We start from the raw sequence: 25,534 nt of genomic DNA, 5'->3' as shown, positions 1-25,534 counted from the left end.
TATATAATAGACTGGATTGCACGGCATAATAAATGAAAAAAGAGGTAAGACCAATGATATTTGAAACCCATGCCCATTATGAAGATAAGGCGTTTGACGAAGACAGAGAGGATATCCTTAAAAGTCTTCCCAAACATAATATAGAGTATGTTGTAAATGTCAGTTCTTCCGTTGGTACGGTGGATCAATGCCTGAATCTGGCGGAAACTTATGATTATATTTATGCTACCGTAGGAATTCATCCCGGAGATAGCATGAATTTGGATGAAGAAACTTTTATCTGGCTAAAAAAGAAAGCAAAGCATAAAAAGGTTGTGGCTGTCGGAGAAATTGGTTTAGATTATTACTGGGATACTCCCGACAGGGAAATCCAGAAAAAATGGTTTGCAAGGCAGATGGAGATGGCAAGAGAACTTAATCTGCCCCTGGTAATTCACAGCAGGGATGCCGCAAACGATACCTATAATATGATGAAGGAAGCAAAAGCAGATGAATTAGGAGCCATACTTCATTGCTTCGGATACGGGGTGGAACAGGCCAGACAATATCTGAATATGGGATTTTATCTGGGTATCGGCGGAGTAGTTACCTTTACCAACGGAAAGAAACTTAAAGAAGTTGTCGAATACGCTCCTTTGGAGCAGCTGGTGCTTGAAACTGACTGCCCGTATTTGGCACCGGTGCCGCACAGAGGAAATAGAAACAGTTCATTATATCTTCCTTTGATAGTGCAGGAAATTGCCAGAATAAAAAATACGGATTATGATACTGTAATCCGTATTACAAACGAGAATGCCAAAAAGTTTTATTTTAAGACGAAAGGGTAAAAGATGGACAAGCTGGGGATTCCTAAAAATACAATTGATATTTTAAATAAATACGGATTTGTGTTTCAGAAAAAATACGGACAGAATTTTTTAATCGATACTCATGTTTTGGAAAAGATTATAAATGCCGCAGAAATTTCAAAAGAGGATTTTGTTCTGGAAATAGGGCCGGGAATAGGAACTTTGACTCAGTATCTTTGTGAAAGTGCCGGCAGGGTAGTGGCGGTTGAGATAGACAAAAATCTGATTCCCATTTTGAATGAAACTTTAGCCCCTTATGATAATGTTACAATTATAAACGAAGATATACTTAAAGTTGATATTGCTTCTCTAGTCAGGGATTTTAATGATAATAAGCCTATTAAGGTTGTGGCTAATCTTCCTTATTATATAACAACTCCGATTATTATGAACCTGTTTGAAAATCATATCCCGCTTTCCGGTGTAACGGTAATGATTCAAAAGGAAGTGGCTGACCGTATTAAAGCCGTTCCCGGTTCAAAAGATTACGGGGCTTTATCTTTGGCGGTTCAATATTATGCCAAACCTTATATCGTAGCCAATGTACCTCCCAATTGCTTTTTGCCCCGTCCCAAGGTCGGGTCGGCGGTAATTAATCTGATACCTTACGATAATTCTCCTTATCAAGTGAAAGATGAAAGCCTTTTGTTTGCCTTGATTAGGGCTTCTTTTAACCAAAGAAGAAAAACCTTTATAAATTCGGTGACCAATTATGAGGGATTGACTTTTGATAAAAATACGATAACCGAAGCTTTGGATGCTCTTGGCTTGCCCAGGGATATCAGGGGGGAAGCCCTGACTTTAGAGCAATTTATAGCCATATCCAATTATCTTTCCGCGAACTCATAAAGATTCTTAGATAAATTTTTATACGATTTTAAAAATAGATGTTGCATATTTATAAGTTTTAAATTAATATATATAAAAATATAAAACTGACTCTTATAAAATTTTACAAATTTTTTTTGCCCATTTATTCTATAGAAATTTCATTTGAAGTTTCTGTAGATATAAATTATTAAATATAATTTTATTTATAATTATTTATCTTTATCGTATAAGATATTTAAGGAGGATTATATGAGTAAACGGACTGACATTCATAAGGTACTGATAATAGGATCCGGACCTATTGTCATCGGACAGGCTTGTGAATTTGACTATTCGGGTACACAGGCCTGCAAGGCGCTGAAAAAACTGGGATATGAAGTAATTTTGGTAAACTCAAATCCTGCAACTATTATGACGGATACATCAACGGCAGATGTAACCTATATTGAGCCTTTGAATGTGGAAAGGCTTACCCATATTATTGAAAAAGAAAGGCCTGATGCACTCCTTCCTAACCTTGGGGGACAATCCGGCCTAAATTTATGCTCAGAACTGGAAAAAGCAGGGGTATTGAAGAAATATAATGTAAAAGTAATAGGAGTTCAGGTTGACGCCATAGAACGGGGAGAAGACAGGATTGAATTTAAAAAGACCATGGATTCATTGGGAATAGAGATGGCAAGAAGCGAAGTGGCATACAGCGTTGAAGAAGCTGTAAATATAGCTGAGAAACTTTCTTATCCGGTGGTAATCAGGCCCGCTTATACCCTGGGAGGCACCGGAGGCGGCCTGGTATACAATGTGGATGAATTAAAGACCGTTGTTGCCAGAGGGCTTCAGGCCAGTATGGTCGGTCAGGTCCTGGTAGAAGAATGCTTGCTTGGATGGGACGAACTGGAACTGGAAGTGGTAAGGGATTCGGCCGGAAATATGATTACCGTTTGCTTTATTGAAAATATAGATCCTTTGGGAGTACATACCGGAGATTCTATTTGTTGCGCCCCTATGCTGACCATTTCAAAGGAGCTGCAGGCCGAACTTCAAAGGCAGGCTTATAAAATTGTCGATGCCATAGGAGTAATAGGAGGAACCAACGTACAATTTGCTCATGACCCTAAGAGTGGCCGTATAGTGGTAATTGAGATAAATCCAAGAACATCCCGCTCTTCCGCATTGGCATCAAAAGCTACCGGTTTTCCTATTGCTTTGGTTTCAGCTATGCTTGCGGCAGGGCTTACTCTTGATGAAATACCTTGCGGAAAGTACGGTACTCTTGATAAATATGTTCCGGACGGTGAGCATTTGGTTATTAAATTTGCCCGCTGGGCCTTTGAGAAATTTAAGGGGGCTGAAGATAAACTGGGGACTCAGATGAAGGCCGTAGGGGAAGTTATGAGTATAGGAAAAACATATAAAGAAGCTTTCCAGAAGGCCATAAGAAGCCTTGAAATCGGCCGATACGGCCTGGGTGGGGCAAAAGACTTTGCAGAAAAAACAAAAGAAGAGCTTCTTGATATGCTCCATGTTCCTACCAGTGAGCGGCAATTTATAATGTACGAAGCCATAAGAAAAGGGGCTACGATAGAAGAATTACATGAACTTACTAAGATAAAACCGTATTTTATTGAACAGATGAAAGAACTGGTGGAAGAAGAGGAGAAACTCAAGAAATTTAAGGGTCAGGTTCCCCCTGCGGACGTATTAAGACAGGCAAAGCTTAACGGATTTTCGGATAAATATTTGAGCAAGCTGCTTAATGTGGAGGAAGATATCATAAGAAAAGCCCGGATAGAAGCCGGCATTACGGCATCTTTCGGAAGCATTCATGTAAGCGGTACCCAAAATGCAAAATATTATTATTCCTCTTATCATATACAGGATAATAAAGAGCCGTCATCATCCGGCAATAAAGTGATAATTTTAGGCGGCGGGCCTAACCGTATCGGCCAGGGTATCGAATTCGATTACTGTTGTGTCCATGCTGCCTTTGCCCTTAGGGATATGGGGATCGAAACTATTATAATTAACTGCAATCCGGAAACGGTTTCTACAGATTATGATACTTCAGACCGGCTTTATTTTGAGCCGCTTACTATAGAGGATGTCTTAAATATATATGAAAAGGAAAAGCCATTAGGGGTTATCGCCCAATTCGGCGGGCAGACACCGCTTAATCTGGCCGCGGAACTTAAGAAAAACGGTGTTAATATTTTAGGAACATCGCCCGAAACTATAGACCTGGCAGAAGACAGGGACAGATTCCGTGAAATAATGAATAAGCTGGGTATACCCATGCCGGAAGCCGGTATGGCAGTGAATGTTGACGAAGCTTTGCAGATTGCAAGGAAAATAGGATATCCTGTTATGGTTAGGCCTTCATATGTCCTGGGAGGCCGCGGTATGGAAATAGTCCGTGACGATGAAGATTTAAAAATCTATATGAATGCAGCCGTGGGTGTTACACCCGACCGTCCGATTTTAATTGATCGTTTCCTTCATAATGCCATGGAATGTGAAGCCGACGCAATCAGCGACGGAACCCATGCCTTTGTACCCGCAGTCATGGAGCATATAGAACTGGCAGGTATACATTCCGGTGATTCCGCCTGCGTTATACCCTCCTTGCATATTTCAAAAGAAAATTTGGATACCATAAAGGAATATACGATAAAGATAGCAAAAGAAATGAATGTTTGTGGGCTTATGAACATTCAGTATGCCATTGAAGACGGAATTGTATATGTACTGGAGGCAAATCCGAGAGCATCAAGAACCGTGCCTCTGGTATCAAAAGTTTGCAATATACAGATGGTAAGACTGGCCACACAGATAATGGTAGGACAGCTTTTAGGCCTTCCATCTCCGGTTCCTAACCTGAAAGAAAAGAAATTCTTCCATTACGGGGTTAAAGAAGCGGTATTCCCCTTTAATATGTTCCCCGAAGTGGACCCGGTACTGGGGCCTGAAATGCGCTCAACCGGTGAGGTCCTGGGGCTTGCCGAAACTTTTGGAGAAGCTTTTTATAAAGCACAGGAAGCTACCAATCACAGGCTGCCTTTATCGGGAACCGTACTTATAAGCGTAAATGATCGGGATAAGGCCGAACTTTTCGAAGTGGCCAAAGGCTTTGCGGATTGCGGTTTTAAAATTTTGGCCACAAAAGGAACTTTTGATGAGATAGTCAAAAACGGTATTCCTGCCGAAAAAATACATAAGCTTGGGAAAGGCAGGCCGGATATTTTGGATGCTATTGCCAACGGACAAATTGATATTATTGTCAATACACCTATCGATAAAAAGGGAGCGGACGACGACAGTTATATAAGAAAAGCAGCCATAAAAAACAGAATCAGCTATGTAACCACCATGGCTGCCGCCAAGGCGACAATTGAAGGTATAAAAGAAATTAAACATAACACCGCAAAAGGTGTTCGTTCCCTGCAGGAAATCCACTGTATGATTCAGGATATTACAGAATAAGGATTATATAATTATTTTGAACATTTAACAGGGTAATGCCGTATAATATTTTAAGTGGGTAAACTAAATAATGTATCCCTCCAAAGCAGACCAGGTTATTAACTGTAAATCTGTTTCGGAGGGATTTTTAATATATATTGAATTTCAATTGCTTTATAAAATTAAACCGGCTTGTTACCGTATGTCTAAGTAAATTTCGATTTAAATGGTCAGGCAGAATAATTATAAATTGGCATAATAAGCATATTTATGGAATATATTAAAAAGAATCATGAAACAACCCAATTATTATGTGTGGCAAGGGGGCGTGATTATTTGGCTGATTATAAAAGATTTATATCTTACATGTATTTATACACAAACGGTATAAAAAAGAAAAATGTAGGTTATGCACGGGTAGATGCAAGAAACGGGGAATGCAGATTTAAGATTTATATGCAGGCAGAAGGACTGCCTGATGGTATTTTTCCAACTTATCTGATTCACAGACCCGCCGTAGATATGGAGTTAATTTATATCGGAGATTGTGTAGCAAAAAATCAGATAATGGAAGGAAGGCTTACCGTAAATGAAAATAACATTATGAATACGGGGCTTAATTTTTCCGATATAGGTGGGATACTTCTGTTTCTTAACAGCGGTGAGTTTTATGCTACCCAGTGGGATGATAAACCGATTTTATTGGACGAGGTTTTAAAGGCTATGAATCCAAAACCTGAAAAAACGGGACTAAAAAATGAGATCGCCGAAGAGAAAGAGGATCAGGCCGGTAATTTGGCTGTCGCTTTTATGGACAGAAAAGATGATATAAAAGAAAAAGAAGTTGAAGAAAAACAAAAAGAAACTGAAGTTACATCTAATACAGACAAGCAAGCAGCCGTAGAAAAATTTTTTGCAGACAAACAGACTGTGACAGAAGAAATTATAGCGGCAGAAACAGGTACGGATAAAAAAGCCGATGATGAGGATAAGGCTGGTGCAGAAAGTAAGGAAAGTGATAAAGAAATTGTTGATGTAGATAATAAAGAGGCAAGAGAAATAAGAGCTGCCGAAGGTAAGGATGCTGATAAAAGTATAGTTACAGGAAGTATACCGACGATTGCCAATGAAAAAACAGAAACAGATAAGCACGTAAGTTCTGAGTCTATAGTATTGGAAGAAGAAAAAACAGATACAGACTTAATGACGGCGAAAGATGAAGAGGATGTAGAGGAAAAAGAAGTTGAAAAAGAACAGACCGATTATAAAGATGCAGTCCCTATAGGCAATATGGATAATGAAAAGAAGCAGATTGCTGCCGGGCAAGGAAAAACCGATAATTATTACGAAGAAAAGGAGAAGCAAAACGGTATCCGTATGCCATTATATACGCTTCCGAGAGGGTATAAGAGCAGAGAAAGGTTGGGGGCAGTCCGATACGAAAAGCCGATAAATCCTTGGGAACAGGTAGACAAATTCAAACGCTCTGAAGAAGACAGAAAAAAAGCTGCGGATAGTTTATCTCAAAATAAAACTCACCCGGTTGTAAGTGAAGGGAAAAAAGAAAATCAGATTATAGAAAAAATATTTAATAATTACCCGAGGATTTATCCTTTTGAAGATAATGAAATAAAAAGATGTGTAAAAATTGAACCAAAAGATATCGGCACCCTTCCTTCGAGCCTTTGGAATTTAAGCAATAACAGCTTTTTGCTTCACGGGTACTATTGCTATCATCATCTGATATTTGCCGAAATTTCAGACCGGTATGGGTGCCGTTATATTATCGGTGTTCCGGGAATATATCATAACAGAGAACGGTTTATGGCAAGGATGTTTGGATTTGAGAGCTTCAAATCCATCCGAAAAAGGGAATTAAAACAAGGAGACTTCGGATACTGGTATCAGGAAGTAAGATTATAAAACGATTAAACTGCTCCCCGTATGTCAACAAACTCTACATAGGCAGACAGTATCTCCTTATACCTGTATAAGGTTTCTTTGTCCGGACTTGTAAAACCTGGATATATTACATCGCCGGAATCGGTGTAGGACTGAAGATAGTATGCTTTTGCACCCCTGATCCAGTTGCCGATAGATTCCATATCGGCCTGTGTATGCAATTCCCCTACTATGGTGGTCCTAAACTCATAATCCGTTTTGCCTGAAAGAATTAAAGATATACTTTCATTAATATTGTCTATGGGTATGGCAGAATTTCCTGAAGTAAGAGCATATTTCTCCGGGGAATTTTTTATATCCATAGCTATATAATCTATTAAATTTTGTTCTGTCAACCTTTTAATCACAGCAGGATTCGTGCCGTTGGTATCAAGCTTAACCTTTAGCCCGATTTCTTTGATTTGGCTTATAAAAAGAGGCAAATCGGGATATATGGTCGGCTCACCCCCTGTAATACATACTCCTTCCAAAATGTTTTTCCTCTTACGAAGATAATTTAGTATCTCTTCCTGAGGAATTTCCGGCTGGGTATGTGGCCTTAAGACTAAAGAAGCATTGTGACAAAATGGGCACCGCATATTGCAGCCGCCAGAAAATACTGTAGCAGCCAGGTGTTTCGGATAATCCAAAAGGGTAGATTTATAAAAACCATGAAAATTCATATGTTCACCTCGTTGTTTTCATTGACGGATTCGGGTTGCAAACAGGCTTATTTATGGAGTATAATGTTTAAGCGGATCAACCCAAAAACCTGATTTTCAGATATGCACAGAAGTTATTCTCATAAACTGTTTTATTAATAATTTTTGATGGGTTTTTGGTGTGTATAATAAATATACCAGATTATAAAGACCCAGTCTATAGAAAAGGAAATTAATCATGACTGACGAAAATTTAAAGACAGATGAAAAATACATGAGAGAAGCTTTAAAGCAGGCAAAACGGGCTTACCGTTTAGGGGAAGTTCCCATTGGCTGTGTTATCGTTTATCAGGATAAAATTATCGGAAGAGGATATAATAAAAGAAACACAAAAAAAACTACCCTTGCCCATGCGGAAATCACTGCAATAGATAAGGCCAGCAAAAAAATGGGAGACTGGCGTTTGGAAGACTGTACAATATATATAACTTTGGAACCTTGCCAGATGTGTTCGGGAGCAATTGTCCAGGCCAGAATAAAAAGAGCGGTCATAGGGGCAATGAATCCCAAGGCCGGTTGCGCAGGTTCTATATTAAATATCCTTCAGATGGAGGAATTTAATCATCAGGTGGAGATTACCACCGGGGTCTTAGAAGAAGAATGTTCAGCTATTTTGCAGAAATTTTTTAAAGAGCTGCGCATACGTAATAAATTGGCAAAGCTTGAGGGTTGACAAATACGCTTTATAAATCGTATACTATGCATACGGTCTTTAGTTTACAGGAATCAAAAGACCTAAATGAATTTGTCATAAAGTTTCCGTGCAGCCGGGGAGATAGCGGTGCCCTGTACCTGCAATCCGCTACAGCAGGGGTGATATTCTGCCTAGGGTGACTTATTGTAGGGCTGCCCTCTATAAGTGATGTTGACGTTCGGGTCTTACGCAACAGGACTTTGTGAACCGTGTCAGGTCAGGAATGAAGCAGCACTAAGCAAAAGCTCCTGTGTGCCGTAAGGCAGCCTGGACCGAGTCAACTGTAGAGGTAACGCCTATGGTAAGCATTCGAAGCAGAATGCACGGAATAAATTTATATAAAAGGGATAGATACTTTACGTATCCGTCCCTTTAATTTATTTTGTATATGAAGGAAATTTGAGATTAAGATTCTTGTCATAAAGTTCCAAGAAAATAACATACTGAAAACCGACGGAAAAAGAAAAAAGAGCTAAAGAAAGCATCCTTTAGGATGCTTTTTATATTATTTATATAAATTTAAGAATGAATCAGAATTTATTTATATGATTTGGGATTTTGACATTGTTAAATTTATGCATAAATACTATAATAATTATAATCTTTTAATCGGCAAAACTTAACTGGCAGAAAGTGTTTTGAAAGCTTTACTTTTTATTCTGATTGGGGGTAAAAAAATGAAAAAGTCAAATATAGTTGACTGGAAGACCATTACGGAATTTGTCAGGGAGGTTTTTATAAAGCATGGGGTACCCGACGAGGATGCCGGAATATGTGCCGATGTGTTGCTGCAGGCTGACAAGTGGGGAATTGAATCTCATGGGGTTAACCGCTTAAAACCTATATATTTAGACCGGATTAAAGCAGGGATTCAAAATCCCGTTACGAATTTTGAAGTTATAAAAGAAACGGCTACAACAGCAGTTGTCGACGGCCATCTTGGGATGGGTCAGGTAATCGGTTATAAAGCTATGAACATGGCTATAAGTAAAGCAAAAGAGTACGGTATGGGTATGGTGGCCGTACGTAATTCTACCCATTACGGAATAGCAGGATATTATGCTGCCATGGCGGTGAATCAGGGCTGTATTGGTATAACAGGTACAAACGCCAGACCATCAATAGCACCGACTTTTGGGGTTGAGAATATGCTGGGTACCAACCCTTTGACTTTTGGTATGCCTACAGACGAGGAATTTCCTTTTTTGCTTGACTGTGCCACTTCTATTACCCAAAGAGGAAAAATAGAGTACTATGCCCGTATAGGCAAAGATACACCGGAAGGCATGGTTATCGGAAGGGACGGAAAAGCAAAAACTGATTCAAAACAAATTCTTAAGGATTTAGACAACCAAAATGCCGCATTGGCACCTCTCGGAGGTATAGGAGAAGAACTTGCCGGTTATAAAGGTTACGGGTATGCAACGGTGGTGGAAATTTTATCTGCTGCTTTACAACAGGGGCAATTTTTACGCGCCTTATCAGGTATAGATAAAGAAGGCAAAAAAATTCCGATGCCGCTTGGCCATTTCTTTATTGCGATAGATCCCGAGGCTTTTATGGGATTGGAAGAATTTAAAAAGACCTGCGGTGAGATTTTAAGAGAATTAAGAAATTCCAAAAAAGCACCCGGTCAGGAAAGGATTTATACGGCTGGAGAAAAGGAACATCTGGTTTGGCTGTCACGTAAAGAAAGCGGAGTCCCTATAAATGAATCTGTTCAAAAAGAACTGATACAATTGCGCAATGAATTAGGATTAAGCAGATATGTATTTCCCTTTGAAGAGAACTAATCTAATTTAATAATAGATCTTCAGTATCTTTTGTAAAAATAGAAAGGCGGCTTTATGGACATAAAAAATAAGTCTCTTGCTAAACATTATGAATGGAAAGGAAAAATTGAAGTAATATCCCGGGCAAAAATAGAATCAAAGGAGGATTTGTCAATAGCTTATACACCTGGGGTTGCCGAACCCTGTAAGGAAATACAAAAAAATTATGATTTGTCCTTTGAGCTGACCCGCAGGGGTAACTTGGTCGCAGTTATTACGGACGGAACTGCAGTTTTAGGGCTGGGAGATATAGGGCCGGAGGCCGGTATGCCTGTTATGGAAGGAAAATGTGCCCTGTTTAAAGAGTTTGCCGATATAGATGCCTTTCCAATTTGCCTGCGAACCAAAGATATTGACGAAATCGTAAGAACGATATATTTGATATCGGGCAGCTTTGGAGGCATAAATCTTGAAGATATATCCGCTCCCCGTTGTTTTGAAATTGAAAGAAGACTTAAAGAGATATGTGACATTCCGGTATTCCATGACGATCAGCATGGAACCGCTATAGTTGTGGGGGCGGCGTTAATAAATGCTTTGAAACTGGTAAAAAAGGACATTAAAAAAGTTAAAGTTGTTATTAACGGAGCCGGATCGGCCGGGATTGCTATTGCCCAGCATTTGATAAATTTAGGGCTAAGTGACATTATTATGGTTGACCGTTTCGGTATTATTTGTGAAGGGATGGAAGAATTAAATCCTGCCCAGAAGGAAATATCTAAGGTTACCAATAAGGCAAGAAAAAAGGGTAATCTTGAAGATGCCATAAAAGATGCGGATGTATTTATAGGGGTATCTGCTCCGGATGTACTAAGCAAAGACATGATAAAATCTATGGCAGCTGAATCAATCGTATTTGCTTTGGCAAATCCCGTGCCGGAGATTATGCCTGACCTGGCAAAAGAAGCAGGAGCAAGGATAGTCGGAACAGGGCGTTCGGATTTTCCCAATCAGATAAATAATGTCCTGGCATTTCCGGGAATATTTAGAGGAGCTTTGGACTGCCGAGCAAAAACTATTAATGAAGAAATGAAGGTGGCCGCAACTTATGCCATTTCCTCTTTAGTGACGGACGAAGAACTAAACGAAGAGTATATTATACCAAATGCATTGGATAAAAGGGTAAGTAAGGCAGTTGCAGAGGCCGTAATTAAGGCTGCTTACGAAACCAATGTTGCAAGAATATAGGCAACTTAGCTTTAAATAATACCGCATAAAAACCGTTGCAATTTTAGAACCCAAACGGATAATATACAATGGGGAAAAAGTTGCAACTTTTTTATAAAGTAAAAATATTGTTTTATTTGTTCTAAAATTTTAATCTATTGTTGGTTATATATGCAAATAATGCCAAAATTGTGTATTAAAGTTGCTTTATAATAAGAATTTTGTACTATTTTATGCAGTTGGCATAAAAAATGGCTTTTTATTAATTTGCCTTTAGTATATAATAAGAAAAAGACTATAAACATACTACAGGAATTGGAGAGGTTCATTTGATGCAAAAGATGAAATTAAATGCAGTTAATCAATTATCAAAAGGAACCGTCATTTATAATGAAGGAGAGCCTCTAAACAGTATCGCACTTTTGGTTAAAGGAAATATTCAGGTTTATCATGACGGTGCAAGATATTTGGTGGGGCCGGGATCTTTTCTTGCAGTAAATGATGTTTTGCACGGTGTATATCAAAGTACATATATGGCGTCGGATGATGTTATAATATATTTATTTGCGGTTGAGCACAAGGAGGACTTGGAAAAGATACTTTCCATAAATAAAGACTACAACGGCTTTATGGTAGCCTCCTTAAGCAAAATTATTTATGAGCTGGGTCAAACCTATCAGGGTATTATAAGGTACGGACGTGAGCTTTATAATTTACTTACCGACAATTATAAGGTTTATTATGAATCTGCCTCAAGACTTGGATATACGGTAAGAAAACCGCAGTGGGTCGACGATCTGACCAACCTGGAAATAGAACGGGAACTGGATAATGAAAAAATTGAATTTTATATGGAATATGCAAAGATTCCTATAGATGTAATGAAATCATATTATAGTGTCAGCAATATAATAACCCTATACCAGATAGAAGAGCAGTCCGACCTTATCAGCCAGTTGAATGATGTTTTGAAGTCATACACAAAGAAACTTATCTTATGGACAGAGTACTTAATTGATGACAGCGACAAAAGTCTTTTCGGCCTGATTGCTTCCCATGCCATTGAAATTGTAAATGCGGACGGCAACAGCAAGCAGCTTTTAGACATACTTGATAATATTATAAACAACATAAATAATCTGGAAGTATTTTTAAAAACCAGATTAGGCAGGGATTTTTCCGTAAACCGCAAGCGAATCGAGGAAATTTATCATCTTATAAATACCGGTACAAAAGATAAGGAGTTGAGTGTTCAAACCTTTATAAAATATTCAGTGGAAGAAGCCGAAAAAGTTTTAGAGGAGCTTACGGATTCTTACCGGCAAATCCTTGATTATGCGGAAATAGATGAGGATACAACAAATCAGATGCAAAGCATCATGATGGACTTTATAAATTTGAAGGACAAGTTCTCGACTGATGACTATGCCAGAAAAATAAGAAAGCAGCTTACGGAGACATACTATGTATTGTATAAAGCTGTGTTTTTGAAGGCATATCATGATAAACATGTTCCTAGAATTATTGATATGTTTTTAAAATACGGATATGCGGATGAGAGACTTTTGACCAAGGATCAGATTTTATCCCTTTATTTTTTGGAAGAGGATGATCCTTGCGATAATGTCTACAATATAAAAGAATGGCTTACGCTTATTTATGAAGGTAAGAAAGAGCCATCTAAGAATGAATTTGACCAGGAATATAACGAGATGCTCTTATCGATGAAGAGCAGAGGAATGATTACTGATAAACAGTATAATGAATACAGTACCGATAATGAAAGAAAGCTGGAATATGAAATTCAGAATATGTTCCGCTATAACAACAGGCTGACCAGCGGGCAAATATCTGTCTTTGTTCCTGTGCTTCACAAAGATGCATTATCAAGTATACCGGATAAAGCTTATCTGTCTGCCGGAAAGATAAAAGATGTTTTAAACAAGCTTTTAGATATAGATTTTTCCATTTTTGACTGGGAGCTTTTATATACCGACAAATCTAAAAACATAGAAAAAGAGTATATAATAAAAAGAGTATTCCCGGATATTATTTTAATGCCGACGATAGGAACAAATGCTATAATGTGGCAGGACATTACGGGAAGAAGAAGGGGCAGTCCCGGAAGGTTTATTTTCCCGGTGCTTTTTGAGGGAGATCTTTTCTTGCAAATGGTTCGGGTATGCGGCCGATTCCGCTGGGAGATGTGCAGAACCATAGAAGGTGTTGCCTGGAACGATATCAAATATAAATCATTGACGTCTGAGTATTCGGACTATATACAATTCTATAAAAAGAATAAAAATCTGTCAGAAGAAAAAAAGGAAAAAATAAAACTGCAAATTCAAAAAGGCAGAAATAACAGCAGAGAAATATTTGTCATAGATTATGAAACATGGATTATCTTTGAATCAGGCGGAGCTATAAAGTTAAATAAACCTGTCAGGGAAATTTTGGCAACTTATTGTCCGTTTTCTAAAAAGATTAGGGAACAGTTGACTATTCAGCCTGTATTTGAAGAAGCCTTTGCAAGGTTTAATAAAAACCGTTTAAAGAAAATAAAAGAGCTTGAAGGAAGATATCGGATGCTCCAGAAAGACAGTATTCAGCTTACAAAAGAGCTGACAGATACATTGGATTATTATAAAGAAACGTAACGAAAGCAGTTGCTTAAATAAAGCAGAACGTTAAGTAAACTGTATCACAGGGCTGCCGCTATTGCGTTAACAGGATCGCAAGGCGGCAGTATTTCTTATCTTTAAAATTTTTGTAGTTAAGGTTCTTATTTTGTCTTTATATCTTGAGTAAATTTGTCACAAATGATAGTATAGTAATGAATAAAGGAGTAAAGCAGAGCTTAATCCATTAATAAGGAGGAAGAATAATGGGAAGCTATGGAATTATCATAAAGACAGAAGAAATTCGTAGAAGAGTTCAAAACGGAGATTATGACTCTGCTCAGAAAATTCTAGACACAATACAGTTAAAAAAGGTAAAAAATATAGCTGACCTAAGCCTTTTTGCCGATATATTCATTCATAATGAAAGATACGATGAAGCCATGGACCTGCTTTATCGTGTATATAAAAAATCAAGAAACAGACGAGTACTGGATCAGATGGTAGTTGCTGCTATCGGAAGAAAGAATATTGCGGAAGCCGAACAATTTCTAAATGAATACAGAGAGATTGCTCCCAATGATTACAATTATTATATATACAGGTATAAGATTGACAAATTAAAGAAAGAACCGTACGACGTATTGATAAATTCTTTAAAGAAACTAAAAGAGCATATTTATTTGGAAAAGTGGACGTATGAACTGGCAAAGCTTTACTATAAGGCAGGCATGGAAAAAGAGTGTATCCAGGAATGCTCGGAAATAATTCTTATGTTTGGTGAGGGCAGTTATGTTGAAAAGGCCAAAATTTTAAAAGCATATTATTCCGGTGAAGTTAACAAGGATGAAATAATACAGAAGCTAAAAAGCAGGGCAAATAAGGAGCAAAAAGACGATTTTGAATATGAAGGCCGAAACGGTGAAATAATTGATACGGATAACCTTAATATAGTTAACGAAAAGTCTGAAGATAGCAGTATTTATGTGGATTATGAAGCAGAAAATGAACTAAGCAGTGGACAATTGTCTGTTGAAAGCAAAGCTACGACAGAGGATGAAATAGATGATCATGTTTTAAGTGAGATAACCGACAATATGCGTAAGGAAGTAGATTCCTTACTGGACAATTATGATAAAATTGAAAAAGATACTGATTATGCACAAGCTGATGTGCAAAAAGAAATTGAAGCCTTGTTTGAGTTGAACGAAACTAACGAGGACCTAAGTCGGCTTGATAATTTATCGGAACGTTTGAATGTGAATTTAAGATATTTATTCGGTAATTTTATTCATATTAAGGATCTGCAAAAGCAACTGGCTGACAGCCTGGAGCTGATTATCGATAATAACCATAATATGCAAATGATAATAACCGGTGAACCTTTGTCCGGAAAAACAACTTTGGCAAAGGAAATAGCCATCTTCCTTAGTAAGGCAGGAAAACTTGGATCGTCCAAACTGTTAAAAATATCGGCTCAGAAGTTAACGGAAACCGATATAACGGAGAGAAAAGAAGAATTAAGAAAATGCTGTTTGCTTATAGAAAGGGCCGGTGAGCTTAAGCGGCCTGCTATTGAAAAAGTATTGGAGCTGGCAGAAATTTTAAGTGGGGATATTGCTGTAATATTTGAAGACAGCAATGAGAATATAAACAATTTATTTAGAGAATGCCCCAAAATTATAGAATCCATAAATAACAGGATACATATACCACCTTATTCGGAAGACGATCTGATGAGATTTGCATATGCCGGTATCGCTCTTAGAGGATATAAATTACACCCTTCGGCTTTAGTACCGTTAAAAAACGGATTATATAACATCATAAATGTTGAGGATAAGGATAAAAGATTTGAAAAATTCTCCGAATATATACGAAATGCCATAGCAGCCGCTGATCTTAGAATTGGAACAGAAATTCCCCGGCATGAAGCCGAGGAAATGGTTGCTGATACTGAATATCTGACCTTATTACCTGAGGATTTTACCATGCATATTATATCTTAAATTGTAATGTAATTTCGTTTGGGAGCCTTTTGCGGTTTTTGGATTCTACATTGGTTGTGACGTGCAATATATAAGATTCATTGGAACTATAAGGTTCCAATGGTTCTATTTCAATATAATTGTTTACCGAATCATAACGAATATTAGTTAACAACGGAGTATTGTTTTCGGTGGTAATGTATACATTTTTATTGTTCACGGTAGAAGGGTTAAGAGGAATTGAAAATTTTATCCGCCATACAAATTGGTTTGTTCTTTGTCTAAAATCCTGCCTAATAAGGTTTCTACCGCCTCCGCTGACAGATTCAATAGTTATGTAATTAGGCATAATATCATCTCCTTGTCAGTAAAACCGTATGAATGTACTTTTGCAGTTAACCTGTTTTATCTATAATGTTTTTTTAAATTTATTATAACATGAAAAATTTTCATATACAATAAAATGGTAATGTTTCTTTCTTTTTTCAGTCGGTTTCCTTTCTTTTATACATAATAAAAGGAATATAAAAAGGAACATGATTTAAAATATAAATATAAAACAATAAAAAAAGACGTGGCATTTTATGGAGTAATTTAACGCTTTAAGTAAAATTAAAAACATAAAAAACGATTTACAAAAACCCACATTGTGGTATAATCAAAATAGCGGATAAAAATTTAACAAATTTTATTAATTAATTATATATTTGCAGAACAACAAAAAATTATGAGGTGTGCTATGGAGCAATATATTATAAAGGGTGGAAAACCTTTAAGAGGCGAAGTTGAAATAAGCGGATATAAAAATGCGGCTTTGGGGATTATTGCAGCGGCAATTATGACAGACGAAACTGTTAAGATAGAAAATGTTCCTGATATTAGTGATATAGATATACTGCTTAATGTTATTGAAGATTTGGGTGCTAAGGTTGAAAGAATCAATAAGCACACCATAAAAATTAACGGATCAAAAATCAACACTGTAAAGGCAGATTCGGAGTATGTAAGAAAAATACGGGGTTCCTACTATTTGGTAGGAGCTTTGCTGGGAAAATATAAGGAAGCTCAGGTGGCATTGCCCGGAGGATGTAATATTGGAAGCAGACCTATAGACCGCCATATCAAAGGGTTTGCAGCTCTGGGATCAGATGTAAAAATTGAGCACGGTTTAATTTGTGCAAAGGCGGATAAGCTGGAAGGTGCTTCTATTTATTTTGACGAATCCAGTGTAGGAGCAACAATAAACGTTATGTTGGCAGCCTGTATGGCTGAGGGCCAGACTACAATCGAGAATGCCGCAAAAGAACCTCATGTGGTTGATGTAGCTAACTTCCTTAACAGTATGGGAGCAAATATCAAAGGAGCCGGAACTGATGTTATCCGGATAAAAGGTGTTCCTAAACTCCATGGAAGCGAATATTCTATAATTCCCGACCAAATAGAGGCAGGAACCTTTATGTTTGCGGCGGCAGCTTCTATGGGAGATGTTCTTGTCAAGAATGTTATACCCAAACACCTGGAAGCTTTTACTGCAAAGCTTTTGGAAGTAGGCGTTACGGTTATAGAGTATGATGATGCGGTCAGAGTAATTGCCGATAAAAGGCCTAACAGTACTCAGGTAAAGACCCTGCCGTATCCCGGATTTTTAACCGATATGCAGCCTATGATGACTACTTTATTAACTTTGTCTACCGGAACCAGCATTGTAACTGAAAGTATTTTTGAGAACAGATTTAAATACGTAGACGAATTGACAAAAATGGGAGCAAATATCAGAGTGGTAGAAAGCAATACGGCAATAATAACAGGTGTAGAGCGCCTTACCGGTGCAATCGTGAGTGCTTCCGATTTACGCGGTGGAGCCGCCCTTGTTATGGCAGGCCTTATGGCGGAAGGATATACGATTGTTGAGAATGTAGAATATATTGAACGAGGTTATGAGGACTTTGAAAGGAAAATGCAGAAATTAGGTGCCGCTATTGCAAAAGTTGATGCAAGAGATACCAAAGCCATCAGGAAGTTTAAGTTAAAGGTCAGCTAATAATATTAATAGGATTGTAACTGCTGTGCTGATAGAAAAATTGGCACAGCTTTTTTAAAACAAAAAGGAAGGTTGGCAATTAAGTCCAAACTTCCTTTTTATTTATGGCTCTTTGTCAAGTGTTGGGGTATGATATGTTTGAATCATGCTAAAACACTAGGCTTAGAGCCTATTTTTATAATTGACTCACCAATACCTGTTTTTGGGCATGACAAATAAACCTCGTGCCAGTCATATTTATTTTTATTTAATTGCAAGAATGTAAGATACGTGTACGAAATCTTTCAAAGTTTTTTATACCATATGATATACGCTTAAGTACCTTTATTTTATTATTAAATCCCTCTGTTACACCATTGGTTAAGCCATATTTAAATGCATTTAGTATTTCTTTTGACCAATGTCGGAAAGTTGCTGCACATTTTTTAAACTCTTTAATGCCTGAGTTTTCTGCATTCTTTATCCATTCAAATAATTCTTTTCTTTGAATAGAATACTTTTCATTATGACAAATATCATAAAACCATTCTTTAAGCATATGAGCTTTCCTTAAATCATCGTTATAAAGCAGCATAAGATCACAGGCTTTTTTATCTTCATCCTTTAACTTATAATACCTGGTAAGAATTAATTTACGGCTTCTTTTGTAGTATTTTCTCAAAGTAGGAGACATGGATTTTTGTATTCTTTTACGTACATTTTCTATTGCCCAGGTTACATGCCTTATGAAATGATATTTATCAATAATTACTACAGCATTAGGAAAATAACTATAAGCTAAATCAACATATGGCTGCCACATATCACAAACAAAGAATTTTACCCGATGCCTTTCATTACGATTCATTTCTCTAAAATAAGCAGAAAGATGAGATTGAGTTCTGTCAGGTAGGATGTCCATAATGTAATTCTTTTTAGGATTAACAATAATACATTGATATTTACCTGTTTCAGCGTTACCTTTAAATTCATCAATAGCAATAGCATCTTTCAAAGGGAAACTAGAATAATGAATAGTATCCAGAATTCTAGTGACCGTTGAATGAGATACATTAGATTTTTCAGCAACAGCTTTTATAGAAACCGAATTTCGTAATTCATTAGCTATGTATTGAGTAAGACGAGTGGTTCGTTGCTGATATCTAGCTAAAAAGGGATATTTTTCATAAAAACGTTTTCCACACTTACAACGATACCGCCTTTTTTTAAGAATTAGATAGCAGTCTTTGAACTGTAAAGGTAAATCTTTAATTTTTTGATAACGGTAATCATGTATCTGTTTAGTTTGTTGATGACAACAAGGGCAAATCTGTGTTGTGGCTTTTGTTTCAATATAAATTTTTAAATAATTATCTGCGTGGTTGATTTTTTTTACAAAAATACCTTCCAAATTTAATAAAGATGTGATATGCTTATTAAGCATATTTATTTACCTCCTGGTGGTCTACTTATTGACTGGCACTGGGAGGTTTTTTTATTATAAACTAAAATGCTGGGGTTGTGAACTAAATGATTCACTTACCCCAACATTTATTATAGAACCTTATTTATATTTTTAATGATATATGTACTTTTAAGGAAGAAGTATTGACAAAGGCGCTGCCTTTATGCAATTGATATAGCTGGCATGCCGGCAATAGAAAAATATCAGATCAATGCCTCTATATATAAATCTCGTTGCTTTGACAAATCTATGAATTGACCGTTGCTTAAAATTACCGGCCTTGAAAGGTCAAACTTATTTATAAATACTATTTGCCCTTCCATTTTGTTGTTTAGTCGTACCGTATTATTAATATAAGTTTGAACGACTCCTTCCAGGAAGGTTAAAATATATTTTGTATCATATTTTAAATAACCTTCCGTTTCAAAAAGGTTTATTACTTCGAAAGGACATAAAGGTCCTCTGTAAACCCGAGCGCTGGTCATGGCATCATATACATCGGCAATCGCCACCAATTTTGCAAAGGGGTCTATCTCATGGCTTAATAAACCGTTTGGATATCCGCTGCCGTCACATCTTTCGTGATGCATTAAGGTGGCATTTTTAACCCTTTCATCTATTTTCTTATTCTTTAGAATCTGATATCCTCTGATAGTATGGGTTTTTATCATGGAAAATTCAAAGTCATTAAGTTTACTTGGTTTTGTAATTATTTCGTTAGGGATAAAAAGTTTACCCAGATCATGTAACAGACCTGCAAGGGTAATAGCCTCAAGATCTTCCGAGGAGAAATGAAGCCATTTGCCGATAATATTACAAATTAATGCTACGTTCAAACTATGAATATAAGTGGTGTCATCATACTCTCTCATACAATGGAGCATATGAAAAAGCTCTATATTTGTGCTGCAATGGTACAATATATTTCGGACTTCGGACAATAATTTGTCTGCATCAAATTCATTATGATTATCCATAATGCTGTCCATGGAATCTTTTATACGGTTGGCACTGTTATGATAAGCCTGGTAAAAACGGTTGAAAGACTCGCTTTTTTTAAGCTCGGTGTAAAAGGTATTTTCAAAATAATCTGTTTCTACTTTAACCAGGTTCTCATCGGAGTAAATATAAAAATCGGTTATGGAATAGAAATTCAGCCTCGTGATAATTTTATCAGTAAGGACGGTTCCTTTGGAAATTATAAGATGCAGATCTTTTGTGTATATGTCTTCCGAAACAACCATACCGGGAACTGCTTGCGATGTAAGTATCTTTACTGTGTTCATAGAGATTCACATGCCATTGATATGTATAACTGGCGCTCCTTTCTAAATTTTTTGATGAGCAAAACTTACAGTTTATATAATAAACTTTTTAGTTTATATTATAAATATAAGCAATTTTACATCAAAACCGGATGCGCTGACAGTAAATTGCTGTTTAAACTTAATAAAAGTATATAAAATATGTATTAAAACGTCAATCATCTATACAAAATATAGGCAATATTTCTTACAAATCTATAAATTTAGTACAAAAAAGATAAAAATCAAAAAAATAATTTTGCTATATAATGAAAAATATTAGAATTAAATGGAAAAATGGTCGAAAAAATACTTGACTAGTTAAACATAACGTTATATTATCTTAAGTACAGATAATTGAATATGGTTATAATTTCTCTTATTCAGAGTGGCGGAGAGACAAGGCTCGATGAAGCCACGGCAACCCCATTGGTATGGAAGGTGCCAACCGGAGCGAGAAATCGAACAATAAGAGGGATTGGTTTTGTATTATCCGGTCCGCTTGTTGCGGACCTGTTTTATTAAATAAAATTTTATTTAATAGATAATTCAAAATCTGTTTGCTGTTAACCGTTAAGCCCTCTTACTCACAAATAATTATATTCAATGAAAAATATTAAAAACGGAGGAATATTATGAAAAGATTATTTACATCTGAATCGGTAACCGAGGGTCATCCGGATAAAATTTGCGACCAAATATCAGACGCCATATTGGACGAACTTCTTAAGCAGGATCCTATGAGCAGGGTCGCCTGTGAAACTGCCATAACAACCGGGCTTGTGCTTGTTATGGGTGAAATTACTACAAAGGGATATGTAGATATTCAAAAAATAGTACGGGATACTATTCGTGAAATCGGCTATGACAGATCGGAATACGGTTTTGATGCCAATACCTGTGGAGTGATTGTGTCACTTAATGAGCAGTCTCAGGATATTGCTATGGGAGTGGACAAGTCTTTGGAAATCAGGGAAAATTTAGCTGACGATCATGAACTTGCTTCCATCGGAGCAGGGGATCAGGGCATGATGTTCGGATATGCAACCGATGAAACCGAAGATTATATGCCTTTTGCTATTTCTCTGGCTCATAAATTAACCCGCAGGCTTTCCCAGGTTAGAAAGGAAAAGATTCTTGATTATTTAAGACCGGATGGCAAAGCGCAGGTTACGGTTGAGTACGATGAAAACAATAAACCCGTACATCTTAATGCGGTCGTTTTGTCAACCCAGCACGATGAAATCGTAACAATGGAAAGGCTTAGGGAAGATATTAAGAAATATGTTTTCGACGAAGTTCTTCCAAAAGAGCTTGTGGATGAAAGAACCAAATTCTATATTAATCCTACCGGCAGGTTTGTTATAGGAGGGCCTCACGGTGACAGCGGATTAACCGGAAGAAAAATAATAGTTGATACTTACGGAGGATATGCAAGGCACGGCGGAGGTGCGTTTTCCGGTAAAGATGCGACAAAAGTAGACCGTTCCGCGGCATATGCTGCCCGTTATGTGGCAAAAAATATTGTAGCCGCAGGCCTGGCAAAACGCTGTGAAGTTCAGCTTTCCTATGCCATAGGTGTTGCTGAGCCGACTTCGGTAATGATCGATACCTTTGGTACATCCAAATTGCCTGATGAAAAGCTGGTTGAAATAGTAAGAAAGCATTTTGACCTTCGCCCTGCAGGTATTATCAAAATGCTTGATCTTAGAAGGCCTATATTCAAAAAGACGGCTGCTTACGGTCATTTCGGAAGAAACGATGCTGATTTTACATGGGAAAGAACCGATAAGGCGGAGGAACTGAAAGTATATTTGAAAAATTAATAACTTAATAATTACTTTATAAATATTATATTTACTTAAGATGCAAGATAGGTCTGTTTGTGTTATACTAATCTGAGAAAGCCCTTATTAGAAACAGGTGGATAAATGAAACTTAAGTCCAGATTAATAATTGCATTTCTCATAATGATAGCCATGCCTATGGTTTTAATTTCTGTTACGGCCGGTACAATTGTGCGTTTTCAGATGTATTCCATCAATTCATCGTATGACGTGGAGGCCAAGACTATACAGGTAATTACAAATCCTATACAGATTTTTAACCGTATAACCAGGGGCGTATATAATGAGATTAAGTTGTATTCCCATAATATACCCGAAAAATTAAGTGATCCATCTTATTATGAAGAGCTTAATTCTTTGCTTAGGACCAAACATTCCTTTCTTGCAGTTCGTAAAGAAAAAGAGTTTATATATATAGGAAACAAAGAAAAGTTTGAAATAATTAGCGGCCTTCTGCCCGAATACGGTACCGGCAGCACCGAAGTTGACGGAGGAATTTATCTGGGCGGAAAAAATCCTTTTTTGGTCAAAGTACAGGATTTTGAGTATACAGACGGCAGCAAGGGTACGATTTATGTAATAACAGACCTGGATGTACTTATGCCGCAGATAAAAGCCGTAGCCATTCAGAGCGCCATATCATTTATAATCATACTTTTTTTTACCGCATCATTGCTGATATTTTGGATTTACAGAAGTATAATTAAGCCCTTGAATGTCTTAAGGATTGCTACCCATCACATTAAAGAAGGGGATCTTAATTACTGCGTAACATCCGATTCGAATGACGAAATCGGACAGCTCTGTGATGACTTTGAGAATATGAGACTAAGATTAAAGAAACTGATTGAAGATCGGATTAAATATGAGGAAGATATTAAAGAATTAATCAGCAATATATCCCATGATTTAAAGACACCGCTTACTGCCATTAAAGGATATTCGGAAGGACTCTTGGATGGTGTTGCGGATACTAAAGAAAAGCAGGAAAAATATCTTAAGACCATATATATGAAAGCCAATGATATATCTGTATTGGTTGATGAACTGGCTTTTTATACCAGGATAGACTGCAACACCATTCCCTATTCCTTTACCAACATCAGGCTTAATGACTATTTTGAAGACTGTGTAGAAGATCTGAAACTGGAACTTGAAGTTAAAAATATAAAAGTTATTTACGAAAATTTTGTGGAGAATGATGTTAAGGTAATTGCCGATGCGGAGCAGTTAAAGAGGGTTATTCATAACATAATCGGAAATTCTGTAAAATATATGGACAAGCCTGAAGGCATAGTGAAGATAACCATAAATGACAGAGGTGAGTTTGTTCAGGTAGATATAGAAGACAACGGAATGGGTATTGCGAAAGAAGATTTGCCGTATATATTTGATCGCTTCTACAGGGCGGATGCTTCCAGAAGTACCAAAACCGGAGGAAGCGGCCTTGGGCTTGCCATAGCAAAAAAAATAATTGAAGATCATTCGGGAAAGATTTGGGCTTGCAGTAGAAGGCATGAAGGAACGACTATCAGCTTTACATTAAAAAAGAGCAGTACGGATAATCAGGATACCTTATCCCAGTCAGGAGGATTAAAATGAAAAAGATTCTAATTATTGAGGATGAAATAGCTATAGCTGAACTTGAAAAAGATTACCTGGAACTATCCGGATTTCAAGTTGAAGTTGAAACAACGGGAGATATTGGGGTAGAACGGGCTCTAAAAGAAGAATTTAATCTGATAATCTTGGATTTAATGCTACCTAATGTGGACGGTTTTGAGATATGCAGGAGAATCAGGGAAGAGAAAAACATCCCGGTTATTATGGTATCCGCCAAGAAAGAGGATATAGACAAAATCCGAGGCTTAGGTATGGGAGCTGACGATTATATAACCAAGCCCTTTAGTCCCAGTGAGCTGGTAGCTAGAGTCAAAGCCCATCTTGCAAGATATGAACGGTTAATCGGCTCCGGACAAAAAGAAAACGAGGTTATAGAAATACGGGGTCTTAAGATTGATAAAACAGCAAGAAGAGTCTTTGTTAATGGTGAAGAAAAAATCTTTACCACTAAGGAATTTGATCTGCTGGCCTTTCTTGCCGAAAACCCCAACCGGGTGTTTACCAAAGAAGAACTCTTCAGGAAGATTTGGGATATGGAATCTATCGGTGATATAGCTACCGTAACCGTGCATATAAAGAAAATTCGTGAAAAAATTGAAAGCAATACTTCCAAACCCCAATATATCGAAACTATTTGGGGAGTTGGATACCGGTTTAAGGTATGATTAAATAATTTCGGTTTATACATATTTTTATAACTAAGTTTTGATTAATATTGACATAAATTTAACAAAATGCTAGAATAACTATGCCAATCTAGAAGGATTTCCTGACAGAAAGGCATAGGAGTTTTATAAATAAGCCTTATATTAGGGGGAAGCTCCAAGTATAAGGAACTTATATGAGCCTGATTATTATACCCTATGCCGGCAGGCCAAAAAGCCTGTGCATAGGGTTTTTTTCGGAGGTGAAACAATGGATAAAAGGATTGCCCACATAGGAATTATTGTGGAAGATATGGACTCGGTGCAAAAGCTGAATGAAATTTTGCATGAATACGGTGAACATATCATAGGCAGGATGGGAATTCCTTTTCGCGAGAAAAATATATGTATTATAAGCATAGTACTCCATGCCGAACAGGATGTAATCAGCTCCCTTGCAGGCAAGCTGGGAATGTTAAAGGGAGTCAGTGTAAAAACCATATTTTCAAAAAAATAGGAACGGAGGCATAA

The 25,534-nt window shown here is 37.1% G+C and carries 18 protein-coding genes, 1 other RNA gene and 1 riboswitch; of the genes, 15 read left to right on the top strand and 4 right to left on the bottom strand.

The genetic code is table 11. From position 1 onward, the window contains the following. Positions 1-53: 53 nt before the first annotated feature. From HHT355_RS12225 to HHT355_RS12210, 4 genes are all read left to right on the top strand, one after another. Positions 54-827 carry a TatD family hydrolase gene (locus HHT355_RS12225; protein ID WP_103203730.1) on the top strand — a complete coding sequence of 258 codons (774 nt, stop codon included), beginning with the start codon at positions 54-56 and terminating at the stop codon, positions 825-827. Positions 828-830: 3 nt separating this feature from the next. Next, positions 831-1,697, top strand: a complete 867-nt coding sequence (gene rsmA, locus HHT355_RS12220; protein ID WP_103203729.1) for a 16S rRNA (adenine(1518)-N(6)/adenine(1519)-N(6))-dimethyltransferase RsmA — start codon at positions 831-833, stop codon at positions 1,695-1,697. 231 nt (positions 1,698-1,928) lie between these two features. Next, positions 1,929-5,159 carry a carbamoyl-phosphate synthase large subunit gene (gene carB, locus HHT355_RS12215; protein WP_103203728.1) on the top strand — a complete coding sequence of 1,077 codons (3,231 nt, stop codon included), beginning with the start codon at positions 1,929-1,931 and terminating at the stop codon, positions 5,157-5,159. 315 nt (positions 5,160-5,474) lie between these two features. Further along, complete coding sequence (locus HHT355_RS12210) at positions 5,475-7,061, top strand: DUF6128 domain-containing protein (protein ID WP_103203727.1); 1,587 nt, start codon at positions 5,475-5,477, stop codon at positions 7,059-7,061. Positions 7,062-7,066: 5 nt separating this feature from the next. On the opposite strand, the gene HHT355_RS12205 is transcribed toward HHT355_RS12210, so the two are convergent. Further along, positions 7,067-7,762 carry an anaerobic ribonucleoside-triphosphate reductase activating protein gene (locus tag HHT355_RS12205; RefSeq protein WP_103203726.1) on the bottom strand — a complete coding sequence of 232 codons (696 nt, stop codon included), beginning with the start codon at positions 7,760-7,762 and terminating at the stop codon, positions 7,067-7,069. Positions 7,763-7,979: 217 nt separating this feature from the next. Between HHT355_RS12205 and tadA the strand changes: the two genes are divergently transcribed. The 6 genes from tadA (at position 7,980) to HHT355_RS12175 (ending at position 16,121) form a co-directional block, all read left to right on the top strand. Continuing rightward, on the top strand, positions 7,980-8,474 hold the full coding sequence (tadA, locus tag HHT355_RS12200; RefSeq protein ID WP_103203725.1) for a tRNA adenosine(34) deaminase TadA: 495 nt from the start codon (positions 7,980-7,982) through the stop codon (positions 8,472-8,474). 86 nt (positions 8,475-8,560) lie between these two features. Further along, an RNA gene (ffs, locus tag HHT355_RS12195) (signal recognition particle sRNA large type) lies at positions 8,561-8,822 on the top strand. 350 nt (positions 8,823-9,172) lie between these two features. Beyond that, positions 9,173-10,288, top strand: coding sequence for an Ldh family oxidoreductase (locus HHT355_RS12190; RefSeq protein ID WP_103203724.1), 1,116 nt, complete (start codon positions 9,173-9,175; stop codon positions 10,286-10,288). Positions 10,289-10,342: 54 nt separating this feature from the next. Beyond that, a complete protein-coding gene (locus tag HHT355_RS12185; protein ID WP_103203723.1) occupies positions 10,343-11,515 on the top strand; it encodes an NAD(P)-dependent malic enzyme in 1,173 nt (390 codons plus the stop codon). A gap of 311 nt (positions 11,516-11,826) precedes the next feature. Next, positions 11,827-14,151, top strand: coding sequence for a cyclic nucleotide-binding domain-containing protein (locus tag HHT355_RS12180; protein WP_103203722.1), 2,325 nt, complete (start codon positions 11,827-11,829; stop codon positions 14,149-14,151). A gap of 227 nt (positions 14,152-14,378) precedes the next feature. Continuing rightward, positions 14,379-16,121 (top strand): hypothetical protein, encoded by a 1,743-nt coding sequence (locus HHT355_RS12175; RefSeq protein ID WP_103203721.1) that lies wholly within the window; start codon positions 14,379-14,381, stop codon positions 16,119-16,121. On the opposite strand, the gene HHT355_RS12170 is transcribed toward HHT355_RS12175, so the two are convergent. Further along, a complete protein-coding gene (locus tag HHT355_RS12170; RefSeq protein ID WP_103203720.1) occupies positions 16,111-16,449 on the bottom strand; it encodes an Ig-like domain-containing protein in 339 nt (112 codons plus the stop codon). The two genes, HHT355_RS12175 and HHT355_RS12170, sit on opposite strands and share 11 nt — an antisense overlap. A gap of 390 nt (positions 16,450-16,839) precedes the next feature. On the opposite strand from HHT355_RS12170, the gene HHT355_RS12165 reads away from it, so the two are divergent. Beyond that, the gene (locus HHT355_RS12165) at positions 16,840-18,141 is read left to right on the top strand and encodes a UDP-N-acetylglucosamine 1-carboxyvinyltransferase (protein ID WP_103203719.1); all 1,302 of its coding nucleotides are present in this window, start codon (positions 16,840-16,842) and stop codon (positions 18,139-18,141) included. Positions 18,142-18,388: 247 nt separating this feature from the next. On the opposite strand, the gene HHT355_RS12160 is transcribed toward HHT355_RS12165, so the two are convergent. Then, positions 18,389-19,564: an ISL3 family transposase gene (locus HHT355_RS12160; protein WP_103201453.1), complete on the bottom strand. Its 1,176-nt coding sequence runs from the start codon at positions 19,562-19,564 to the stop codon at positions 18,389-18,391. A 224-nt stretch (positions 19,565-19,788) separates the two neighbouring features. Next, positions 19,789-20,871, bottom strand: a complete 1,083-nt coding sequence (locus tag HHT355_RS12155) for an HD-GYP domain-containing protein (RefSeq protein WP_103203718.1) — start codon at positions 20,869-20,871, stop codon at positions 19,789-19,791. 394 nt (positions 20,872-21,265) lie between these two features. Next, positions 21,266-21,364: riboswitch (SAM riboswitch) on the top strand. A gap of 157 nt (positions 21,365-21,521) precedes the next feature. Here HHT355_RS12155 and metK point away from each other — a divergent pair. From metK to HHT355_RS12135, 4 genes are all read left to right on the top strand, one after another. Then, on the top strand, positions 21,522-22,715 hold the full coding sequence (gene metK / locus HHT355_RS12150) for a methionine adenosyltransferase (protein ID WP_242967675.1): 1,194 nt from the start codon (positions 21,522-21,524) through the stop codon (positions 22,713-22,715). Between the two features lie 105 nt (positions 22,716-22,820). Further along, positions 22,821-24,338 (top strand): sensor histidine kinase, encoded by a 1,518-nt coding sequence (locus HHT355_RS12145; protein ID WP_103203716.1) that lies wholly within the window; start codon positions 22,821-22,823, stop codon positions 24,336-24,338. After that, positions 24,335-25,024, top strand: coding sequence for a response regulator transcription factor (locus HHT355_RS12140; protein ID WP_103203715.1), 690 nt, complete (start codon positions 24,335-24,337; stop codon positions 25,022-25,024). The genes HHT355_RS12145 and HHT355_RS12140 overlap by 4 nt, the downstream gene beginning before the upstream one ends. Before the next feature lie 250 nt (positions 25,025-25,274). Beyond that, the gene (locus tag HHT355_RS12135) at positions 25,275-25,520 is read left to right on the top strand and encodes a TM1266 family iron-only hydrogenase system putative regulator (RefSeq protein ID WP_103203714.1); all 246 of its coding nucleotides are present in this window, start codon (positions 25,275-25,277) and stop codon (positions 25,518-25,520) included. Positions 25,521-25,534: the final 14 nt, after the last annotated feature.

The sequence above is a fragment of the Herbinix hemicellulosilytica genome, from assembly GCF_002904165.1.
Lineage (GTDB): Bacteria > Bacillota > Clostridia > Lachnospirales > Lachnospiraceae > Mobilitalea > Mobilitalea hemicellulosilytica.
The sequence above is the reverse complement of the archived record's forward strand: the minus strand, read 5'-3'. Positions and strand labels throughout refer to the sequence as shown.